The sequence below is a fragment of the Stenotrophomonas sp. 3diitr2024 genome (genome assembly GCF_042136455.1).
Lineage (GTDB): Bacteria > Pseudomonadota > Gammaproteobacteria > Xanthomonadales > Xanthomonadaceae > Stenotrophomonas > Stenotrophomonas sepilia.
In genome coordinates, this window is record NZ_JBHHMJ010000279.1 from 1 (window position 1) to 10372 (window position 10372).

Annotated in this window: 6 protein-coding genes; 4 read left to right on the forward strand and 2 right to left on the reverse strand. The window is 67.6% G+C overall.

All coding sequences use genetic code 11. The features are described 5' to 3' along the window. The first annotated feature begins 192 nt into the window (after nt 1-192). Both ABGA94_RS06475 and ABGA94_RS06480 read left to right on the forward strand, forming a co-directional pair. Nucleotides 193-1989: an autotransporter assembly complex family protein gene (locus tag ABGA94_RS06475; protein WP_032954656.1), complete on the forward strand. Its 1797-nt coding sequence runs from the start codon at nt 193-195 to the stop codon at nt 1987-1989. After that, complete coding sequence (locus tag ABGA94_RS06480; RefSeq protein ID WP_375366729.1) at nt 1986-5843, forward strand: translocation/assembly module TamB domain-containing protein; 3858 nt, start codon at nt 1986-1988, stop codon at nt 5841-5843. The genes ABGA94_RS06475 and ABGA94_RS06480 overlap by 4 nt, the downstream gene beginning before the upstream one ends. A 51-nt stretch (nt 5844-5894) precedes the next feature. Here the strand turns inward: ABGA94_RS06480 and ABGA94_RS06485 are convergent, their stop codons facing one another. Together ABGA94_RS06485 and ABGA94_RS06490 are read right to left on the reverse strand one after the other, a co-directional pair. After that, nucleotides 5895-6995, reverse strand: coding sequence for a hypothetical protein (locus ABGA94_RS06485; protein WP_375366732.1), 1101 nt, complete (start codon nt 6993-6995; stop codon nt 5895-5897). Next, on the reverse strand, nt 6992-7768 hold the full coding sequence (locus tag ABGA94_RS06490) for a hypothetical protein (protein WP_095378527.1): 777 nt from the start codon (nt 7766-7768) through the stop codon (nt 6992-6994). Before ABGA94_RS06490 ends, ABGA94_RS06485 begins: the two co-directional genes overlap by 4 nt. 122 nt (nt 7769-7890) lie before the next feature. Here ABGA94_RS06490 and ABGA94_RS06495 point away from each other — a divergent pair, with 122 nt between their 5' ends. Together ABGA94_RS06495 and ABGA94_RS06500 are read left to right on the forward strand one after the other, a co-directional pair. After that, nucleotides 7891-10038, forward strand: coding sequence for a S46 family peptidase (locus ABGA94_RS06495; protein WP_375366734.1), 2148 nt, complete (start codon nt 7891-7893; stop codon nt 10036-10038). Between the two features lie 135 nt (nt 10039-10173). Then, nucleotides 10174-10372 (forward strand): hypothetical protein (locus tag ABGA94_RS06500; protein WP_375366736.1); only part of this gene is annotated, 199 nt, incomplete at its 3' end.

A 10372-nucleotide genomic window follows, 5' to 3' on the forward strand; every position in this document is an offset into this window, starting at 1 on the left:
CCCCCCCCCCCCCCCCCCCACTACCGGAACATCGCCGGCGTTGTCTATCGGGGTCATTGCCGACATCGTGGACGATGCCGGCATCCTGATTGGTCGGTTGCGACAATCGACACCTTGCGGTGTATTTTGACCGCCACTTAACAACCGATCCGCAATGACGTGATGCATTTCGCATCGTCACCTCCGGTCGGTATGCTGTGCCGCATGCAGCCAAAGAAATACGCCCTGCCGCTGATGGTCCTGTCGCTGGCCGCCACTTCCGTGGTCCATGCGCGCGGCACCATCGACAAGGTGGACATCAAGGGATTGGACAAGGGCGACGACGCCGCAATCATCGAGAACATCCAGGAATCGCTGTCGCTGTACGACACGATCGGCAAGGAGCAGGGCGAATCGCGCCTGGAGTACCTGCTGTCGCAGGCCGAGCGGCAGACCCGCCAGGCGCTGGAGCCGTTCGGGTACTACAACCCGGTGATCAAGGTCGAGGCGCCGCGTGAGGACGAGCACGTGCGCGTGCTGATCCACGTCGACAAGGGCGCCCCGGTGACCGTGCGCCGCGAGCACATCGACATCACCGGCCCGGCGATGTACGACCAGTACCTGCAGGACGACCTGGCCGCCTTCAAGCCCCGCAAGGGCCAGCGCTTCGAGCACACCCAGTACGAAGCCAGCAAGATCACCATCACCCGGCGCCTGGCCGAGCGCGGCTACTTCGATGCCGACTACACCCAGCGCCAGGTGCAGATCACCCGCGCCGACAACGCCGCCGACATCGACCTGACCTGGGACAGCGGCCGCCGCTACAACATGGGCCCGGTGCGCTTCGAGCAGGATTACTTCGTCGACAAGCTGTTCGATCCACTGGTGTACTGGGACCAGGGCAGCTACTACCACGAGGGCAAGCTGGACCGGCTGCGCGAGTCGCTGACCAAGCTGGACTACTTCAGCGTGATCGACATCCAGCCGCGCCCGGACCAGGCCGACGAGAACGGCGAAGTGCCGGTGGACGTGAAGCTGACCCGGGCCAAGCGCACCATCTACACCGCAGGCCTGAGCTACGGCAGCGAGAGCGGCCCGGGTGTGCGCGGTGGCATCGAGCGGCGGTTCCTGAACAACCGCGGCCACAAGATGAACACGCAGCTGGACTATGCGCAGAAGCGCAAGAGCCTGGTTACCAGTTACCGCATTCCGGCCTTCAACTGGCTTGATGGCTGGTACACCTTCGCTGCCAGCGCGTATGACGAGCAGACCGACTACATCGACCTGCGCAACTTCAAGCTGATCGCCAGCCGCAGCGGCGAGATCAACGAACACTGGACCGCGATCGCCTCGATCAACGCGCTGCGCGAGCGCTGGCGCTATGCCTCCGGCACCGAATTCACCGACGCCGTCTACAACACCTCGACGCTGGTGTACCCGCAGATGGTTGCCGACTACGTCAACGTCGACGACGAGATGTTCCCGCGCAAGGGCATCAGCGGCGCTGCGACGGTGCGTGCCGGCGTGGAAGGCGCCGGCTCGGATACCAGCTTCGTGCAGGCCAACGCCGTGTTGCGCTGGTACATCCCGGTGGGTGAAAGCAATCGCCTGATCCTGCGCGGCGAGGGCGGCACCACCTGGACCAGCGATCTGGTGGCGATGCCGCCGAGCCTGCGCTACTTCGCCGGTGGTGACCGCAGCATCCGCGGCTACGCCTACCGTGAGGTCGGCCCGCGTACGCCGAAGCCGGACAAGTACGCGCTGGGTGCCAAGAACCTGGTGATCGGCTCGGCCGAGTACGAGCACTACTTCAACGGTGGCCCCTGGGGTGCGGCGGTGTTCGTCGATACCGGCAGTGCCTTCGACAACACCATCGACCTGCATACCGGCGTCGGCTTCGGCGTACGCTGGAAATCGCCGGTGGGCCCGGTGCGCATCGACGTGGCGCACGGCCTGAACAACCCGGATTCGCAGTTCCAGCTGTACCTGAACATCGGAGCGGACCTGTGAGCGCGTCCGCACCGACCCCGAACACCCCGCCGCCACGCGTGCGCTTCTATCGCCGTCGCCGCTTCTGGGCATGGTCCGGCGCCGGCGTGATCGGCCTGGTGCTGCTGGCCCTGCTGGCGGTGTACTGGCTGCTGCAGACCGTGGCCGGCCGTGACGTACTGCTGGCCCAGGTGGTGGCGCGGCTGCCGGTGGGTGCCAGCTTCACCTGGGACAAGGTGGAGGGTCCGGTGGCCGGACCGCTGACCCTGTACAACGTCGACTTCCGCTATGACGACATCCATTTCCATGCCGAGCGTGCGCACCTGGAGCCGGACCTGCGCCCGCTGCTGGGCCGCAAGCTGCTGCTGGACAAGCTGGAGCTGACCAACGCGACGTTGAACCTGGCCAAGAGCGATGAGCCGTTCAAGCTGCCGTCCTGGCCCGATTCCCTGCCGCAGATCGAGATGCCGCTGGCGATCCAGGCCGATGCCATCGCCATCGATGGCTTCCGCATCAGCCAGGCCAACGAACCGGTGATCGACATCAGCCGCGTGCGCGGCGGCATCGAGATCGCCAACGGCGAGTTCCAGGCGCACAAGCTGGTGGTGGACAGTGACATGGGCAACTTCACTGCCCAGGGCCGTTACATCCCGGCCAAGGACTACGACACCGATGTGACGGTGACGGCGGTGTTGCCGGCACCGCGTGGGCGCACAGCCGCTACCGTCGGCCTGGTCGCCCGCGGTGACCTGTCGCACATGGAAGTGGCGATGGCCGGGCGTGCACCGAAGCCGCTGCACGCGATGCTGGTGTTCGATGGCCGCACCGACCCGACGTGGAACGCCAGCGTGCGCAGCGACGAGCTGGATCTGGCGTTGCTGTCGCCGGCCTTGGCGAGCTCGGCGATCACGCCGTTGTCGCTGGATTTCACCGCTGCTGGCAAGGGCGGCAATGCCAACCTGCGTGGCAGGGTGAAGCAGGGCGAGCAGGAACTGGAACTTGCACCGTCCATGGTGTCATTGCAGGACCAGGTACTGAAGGTCTCGCCGCTGCTGCTGAAGGGCCTCGGTGGCGAAGCCCGCCTGGAGGGCACCGCCGATTTCAGCCAGGAAAACCAGCAGAAGCTCAACTTCTCGGTGGTCGCGCGGGACCTGACCTATGTACCGGCGCCCGATCCGAACACCGCCGGCAGCGCACCGGTGCCGGTCACTCTGAAGGAAGCACGCTTCGGCCTGGCCGGTACCCTGAAGGCCTGGGCGGCGATCGGCCGCGCCGAGGTCGAACGCGAAAAGCAGAAGGCGCAGCTGCACTTCGATGTGCGCGGCAATGACCAGGCCGCGTCGATCCACCAGCTGCAGGCGCAGACGCCCGGTGGCCAGCTGCAGGTGGAAGGCCAGGTGGCGTGGGCGCCGCAGCTGGACTGGGACGCCAAGGCCACGCTGAAGGACTTCGACCCCGGCTACTTCGTGCCGGGCTGGAATGGCCGCCTGTCCGGCAACCTGGCCTCCAAGGGCCGCCAGCTGCCGCCGCCGGCCAATGCCGCACCGGGCACCGCCGGTACGCTGGAAGCCACGGTGGACCTGCCCTCGCTGAAGGGCATGCTGCGCCAGCGCAATCTCGACGCACAGGGCAAGTTCGCGCTGCAGGGCGCGCAGGGCCAAGGTGACCTGAAACTGGCGTTGGGCAGCAGCCGGGTGACCGCGTCGGGCAAGGTCGGCGACCGCCTCGACATCGATGCGCGTTTCGAGCCATTGCAGTTGAGCGACCTGCTGCCGGCCGCCGACGGTGGCCTGCGTGGCCAGGTACAGGTGAAGGGCCCGCGCGATGCGCCGGACATCACCGCTGACCTGGTCGGCAACAACCTCAACTGGGACGGCTACGGCGCCGAGAGCGTGAGCATCAAGGGCCGCCTGCCGTGGCGCGGCGACAGCGGCACGCTGGCCGTGCAGGGCCAGCAGGTCAAAGCGGGCATGTTGCTGGAGCGGCTGAACATCGACGCACAGGGCAGTGTGTCCAACCTGCGCCTGGCCGCGCAGACCCGCAACGAGATGGGGGCGATCGAGCTGCAGGGCAGCGTGCGCCAGCAGGGCACGCAGTGGCGCGGCGAGCTGGCGTCGCTGCGCATCGCACCGGTGAAGGGTGATGCGTGGTCGCTGCGTGCACCGGCGGCGTTCGCGATCAACGGCAGCACCTACACCCTGTCCGAAGCCTGCCTGGCCGCCGCGAGCAGCGGCGCGCTGTGCGCACAGGCCAACTGGCCGCGCGAAGGCCTGGTGGTGCGCAGTGACGCGCTGCCGCTGGCGCTGGTGCAGCCGTGGCTGCCGCCGCAGTCCGGCCGCCGCATCTATCTGCGCGGCGACGTCAGCCTGGACGCGCAGATCCGCCCGCGTGGCGCGGCCTGGGAAGGCCATGTGGAAGTGCGCTCGAAGGAAGGCGGCGTGCGCCTGGGCGAGAACCGCAACACCGTGGGCGATACCACCCGCGGCGAGCTGGTGCGCTATGACCAGTTCTCGCTGAAGCTCGACATGACCCCGGCCAGCATCAAGGGCTATCTGGGCATGGGCTTCCAGGGCAATGGCTTCGTCGACGCCAAGATGCAGACCGGCTGGGAAGCCAGTGCACCACTGAACGGTGAGCTCTATCTGAACATGTCGCGGCTGTACTGGCTGGAGCTGTTCTCGCCGGACATCGTGCGACCGACCGGTCTGATCGAAGGCCACGTCAGCCTGCGCGGGACGCGAGGCCAGCCGTCGCTGGGCGGTGACGCACAGCTGAGCAACTTCAAGGGCGAATTCCCCGCGCTGGGCCTGACTTTCGACCAGGGCAAGGGCAGCTTCGTGGCCCAGCCCGATGGTTCGGCCAAGATCACCGCGCAGGCCAACTCGGGCCAGGGCACGCTGTACGTGGACGGTGGCCTGTCGTGGTTCGGCGATGCGCAGCCGCTGCAGCTGAAGATCCATGGCGAGAACGTGCTGCTGTCCAACACCAGCGAACTGCGCATCGTCGCCAACCCCAACCTCGACTTCACCCTGGCCAAGGCGGCGATGGAGCTGCGCGGCACCGTGCACGTGCCCGAGGCCGACATCGATCTGGAACGCCTGGACCGCGGCACCTCGGTGTCCGAAGACGTGGTGGTGCTCGACCCGGCCGATCCGGAAGAGTCGCGCACCTCGCCGCTGGACATGGACCTGACGGTCAGCCTGGGCGACAAGGTGAAGATGACCGGGTTCGGCCTGAAGGGCGCGCTGACCGGCAAGATGCAGGTCTGGGCCAAGCCCGGCCGCGAAATGACCGCCAATGGCGGCCTGGAAGTGAGCGGCCGCTACAAGGCGTATGGGCAGGACCTGACCATCACCCGTGGCAACCTCAACTGGAACTACAACGCGGTGTCCGACCCGCGCATCAACATCCGCGCCGAGCGCCGCATCGGTGATGTCACCGCCGGCATCGACGTGACCGGGCGTGCCCAGCAACCGCGTGCCGACGTGTGGTCCGATCCGGCGATGTCGCAGTCCGAGGCACTGGCCTATCTGGTGCTGGGACGCAGCCTGACCGGCGCCAGCAGCGACCAGGCGCAGCAGGTCAACGCGGCCTCGGCGGCGCTCTCGGCTGGCAGTGGCCTGCTCGCCTCGCAGCTGGGTGCCAAGCTGGGCCTGGATGATGCAGGCGTGAGCCAGTCGCGCGCGCTGGGTGGTTCGGTGATCGGCGTCGGCAAGTACATCTCGCCCAAGCTTTACGTGGGTTACGGCGTGTCGCTGGTGGGCGCCGGTTCGGTGATCACGCTGAAGTACCTGCTGCGCCGCGGGTTTGATGTGGAAGTGGAATCGAGCACGGTGGAAAACCGTGGTTCGATCAACTGGCGGCGGGAGAAATGACCGGGTCGGGGGCGGCGCCCTTTCGTTGAAAGGGTCCGACCCCCGGCTTCTTCAGCTGCGGCGCAGCCGCTGGCGGTGCCCGGACAGGTCCATGCTCCACAGCAGCAGCGCACCCAGCAGCGCCGGCAGCACGCTGAGCACGGACAGCATCATCAGGAATGACACTGGCAATTCCATGCGGACGGGCTTGCCCCGGCGCAGCTGGTAGCGGATCCATGCCGTGGCCAGCACGGTCCAGGCCAGCAGCCAGCACAGCGGTGCCAACCACAGCGAAGGCGAGGGCACCCACAGGTAGACGGCGGTACCGACCACTGCGATGGCTGCGCAGGCGACCGGCAGGGCCAGCCAACGCAGCCGGGAAGGCGGCACGGACGGGTCTTCAGGGGCGCTCTGCCAGACGAACAGATGACGCAGGCCAATGGCCAGCAGCGTGCCGAGCAGTGGCGCCAGCGCTGCCGTGCCCAGCACGATCGCCCTGCGCTGCTCTTCCGACTGGTAGGGCAGCAGCGTGTTGGCGATCTGGGTGGTGGCCAACGCGATGAAGGCCATCAACGTCAGCGCCACGCTTGCCAGCAGTGCACGCAGCAATGACAACTGTGCTGCGGTGAGGCGGGTGACATCGCTGGCGCCGGCCCAGAAGCGGGCTTGGCCCGCATCGATGCCGGGCGGCAGAGGACGGTCCTCCTGGCAGCCCAGTACGTCCATCAACGCTACGGCCTGGCGCGGCACGCGCAGCGGCAGCGCGGACATCAGGTTGCGCAGGTGCGAACGCGGTTCGCGCAGCTGCTGAAGGCGGCTGGCAGCGTCATCGTGGCTGGTCCAGCGTCCGCCACGCGCCTCCATCTGCTGGGCCAGCAGATCGGTCTGCGCGGGCAGTTGCAGCCAGTCCTGCCAGGCGTGTTCGGCCAGCTCGCGCAGTTCGCCTGGTGCCAGGCCGCAGCCCGCGTCGTCCCAGCCGAAGGCCTGGTAAAGCGCCGCGGCTTCGGACAGGTTCATGGGCGCCTGCCGCGCGCGCAGCGCCTGCAGCACCCTAGCACTGGCTTCAGCGCGCTCGTCCAGGGACCACTGGCTGCGCAGACCCTGCAGGTACACCGCGAAAGGTTGCGGGTCGGTGGATTTGGCGCGCTCCAGCAGGTCCATCCAGTTGCTCATGGGTTTGCCTCGTGTGGGGGCTGCAGGCTTGAACGATCACTGTCTGCATTGCCGGGGGAGCTGGAAAATGCCCCGCGGAGGATTGCGATGGCGGCCAGCAGGGCGCACGTCAGAAGCAGTGCCAAAGCGACCGTTCGCCGCGTGAAGCGTCTGCGTGACGGCACGGAATGGTGCAGGGCGTCGCATGCGGCCGCCCAGAACATGACCTGCCTGCGCTGCAATGGCGGTGGGAGCGCCACGTGCGCCATCACAGGCACGCCGACAAGGTAATGCAGCGTTTCACGCATTTCGTGTCGCGTGCGCGCGGACAGCGCCTGGATGCGCGCGCGCAGTGGGTGCCAGGGGCCACTGAGCCGGGCGACACGGGTGCGGGCCTGCACCACCGAGACCGGCGCATTCTCAAGACGCATGTAACGGGCGAGCGCGGTCTCGTTGCCTGGCACCAGCAACCAGCACAGGTGCATGCTGTGGCCGAGGGCGGCCATGTCGTAGCACTCGCGGATACTGTCCCGGTCATACCACTGGAAGCGGTCGGCCAGCTGCTCGAAGTTCGCTTGCGGGAACGGCGTAGTGCCCTTCATCAGCCGTTGCCAGGTTGCCAGGTTCACCGCGCCAGCATCCGCAGGGGGCTGCAGTTCCGGGGACTGCTGCAGCCAGGCTGCGAAGTCTGCCGGATCGCGTTGCTGACCGTTGCGGACGATGCGGTCGGCAAGCGCCTCGGCGGCAGATGGCCCTGTCGAATGCGTGGTGCCCAGATCGATTCCTGCGATCATCGGTCCTTCCCTAGTATCCGTGCCTGATTCTAGCCAGCATCGGTGCCCCCAACCATCAGCCGTTGCCCCATGCGGCCCCAGCGGCTATGGTCCCGGGCTGTTCAGTCGTACCGGATTGCCTCATGTCACCACGCAAAGCCCTTCCCACCGCCCTGGCCCTGGGCCTGACCCTCGCCGCCGGTGCCCACGCCGATGAAGGCATGTGGATGCCGACGCAGCTGCCGGAGCTGGCCGAGCCGCTGCAGGCCGCAGGTTTCAAGGGCAATCCGGCCGACCTGGCCAATGTCACCGCGCCGCCGCTGAGCGCGGTGGTGCGCGCTGGCGGCGGCACCGGCTCGTTCGTGTCCAGCGACGGCCTGCTGCTGACCAATCACCACGTGGCGATGGGCGTGATCCAGTACAACAGCTCCCCAGAGCACGACCTGATCAACGGTGGCTTCATCGCCAACGGCCGTGCCGATGAGCGCCCGGCCAACCCGGACTTCCGCGTGCTGGTCACCGTCGGCTTCGACAAGGTGACCGACCAGGTGCTGGCGCAGGCCCGCGGCAAGACCGGCCGTGCCTACTTCGATGCCGTCGATGCCGCCAGCAAGCAGATCGTGGCCGAGTGCGAGAAGGATGGCAGTGTGCGCTGCTCGGTGGCCAACATGTACTACGGCACCGACTTCTACCGCATCGCCCAGCTGGAACTCAGCGACGTGCGCCTGGTGTACGCGCCGCCGCGTGCGATCGGCAACTATGGCGATGAGATCGACAATTTCATGTGGCCGCGCCACACCGGCGACTTCACCCTGCTGCGCGCCTATGTGGGCAAGGACGGCAAGCCGGCCGCCTACAGCAAGGACAACGTGCCCTACCAGGCGCCGGCACACCTGCAGATGTCGGTGGAGGGCCCGAAGGAGGGCGACTACGCGATGCTGGCCGGTTATCCGGGCATCACCTACCGCCACCGTACCGCGGCAGAATTCGCCGGCCAGATCGACACCGTGCTGCCGCGCCGCGTTTCGGTGTTCCAGCAGATGATCGACACCATCGAGGCGGCAACCGCCAAGGACGCGCAGGCACGTACCCGTTACGCTTCGCAGCTGCAGTCGCTGAAGAACAACCGCAAGCGCGCCGCCGGTGAGCTGGAAGGTCTGCTGCGCAGCGACGCCAAGGCCCAGCGTGCCGCCGACGAGACCGCGATGCTGGCCGCCACCGACCGCAGGTACCAGAGCGACATCAAGGCGCTGCTGGCCAACGTGTCACAGGGCGCGGCGGTGGGCGAGCGTGACCTGCTGCTGGACCAGATGGCCGCACAGAGCCAGTTGCTGCGCTCGGCGCTGCTGCTGGAGCGCCTGCGCATCGAATCGGCCAAACCGGACGCGCAGCGCGAGAGCGGTTACCAGCAGCGCGACCAGGCGATGATCGAAGGCGTGCTCAAGCAGGTCCAGCGCCGCTACGCACCGGAGGTCGAGAAGGCCCTGCTGACCACCCTGCTGACCCGTTACCAGCAGCTGCCGGACGCGCAGCGCGTGGCCGAGTTCGACGCCGCCTTCGGCCGTACCCCGCAGCAGCTGGCCAAGGCACTGGACACCCTGTACGCCGGCACCCAGCTGGGTGACGAGGCGCAGCGCCTGTCGCGCTTCGCGGCTGCGCGCGAAGGCAAGGCCCTGGCCGCCGATCCGCTGATCGCCGTGGCCGGCCCGCTGGTGGCCGCGCAGCTGCGCATCGAGAACGAAAGCAAGACCCGCGAGGGCGAGCAGCTGCGCCTGCGCCCGGCCTACATGCAGGCGCTGTTCGCCTGGCGTGCCAAGCAGGGCCGCGCTGTGTACCCGGATGCCAACCGCACCCTGCGCATCAGCTACGGCAAGGTCGAGGCGCTGCACCCGCGCGATGGCGTGACCTACTCGCCGGTGACCACCGTGGCCGGCATCGTCGAGAAGAACACCAACGCCTATCCGTTCGACGCACCCAAGCCGCTGCTGGCAGCGATCGCCAAGGGTGACTTCGGCAGCACCGCCGATCCGGCACTGAAGACCCAGACGGTCAACTTCCTGACCAACCTGGACACCACCGGCGGCAACTCCGGCTCGCCGGTGCTCAATGCCAAGGGCGAACTGATCGGCCTGAACTTTGACAGCAACTGGGAGTCGGTCAGCGCCAGCTGGTGGTTCGACCCGCGCTACAAGCGTGCCGTGCACGTGGACATGCGCTACCTGCGCTGGCTGCTGGCCAAGGTCTACCCGGCGCCGGAACTGCTGAAGGAAATGGGCGTGCCGGCCCAGTAAGAAGCCGGCCACGACCCACGGTCGTGGCCCGCACCGCGTAAGCCCCCACACTGGTGGGGGCGGTTGCCCCCAACGAGCCCGTACACCCGGCCGCGCCTGGCCTACACTGCGGGTTCCTCCGACGGAAACACACGCGTGGTCTCCAGTTGGGTCCTGCTGCTGGTCTCGGTTGCCTATGCCGCGCTGCTGTTCGGCGTGGCGTGGTGGGGCGACCGTCGGCCGATGTACCCCGACCGGCCGTGGCTGCGGCCGGTCGTCTACAGCCTGGCGCTGGCGGTGTACTGCTCGTCGTGGACCTTCTACGGCGCGGTCGGCACTGCCGTGCGCAATGGCG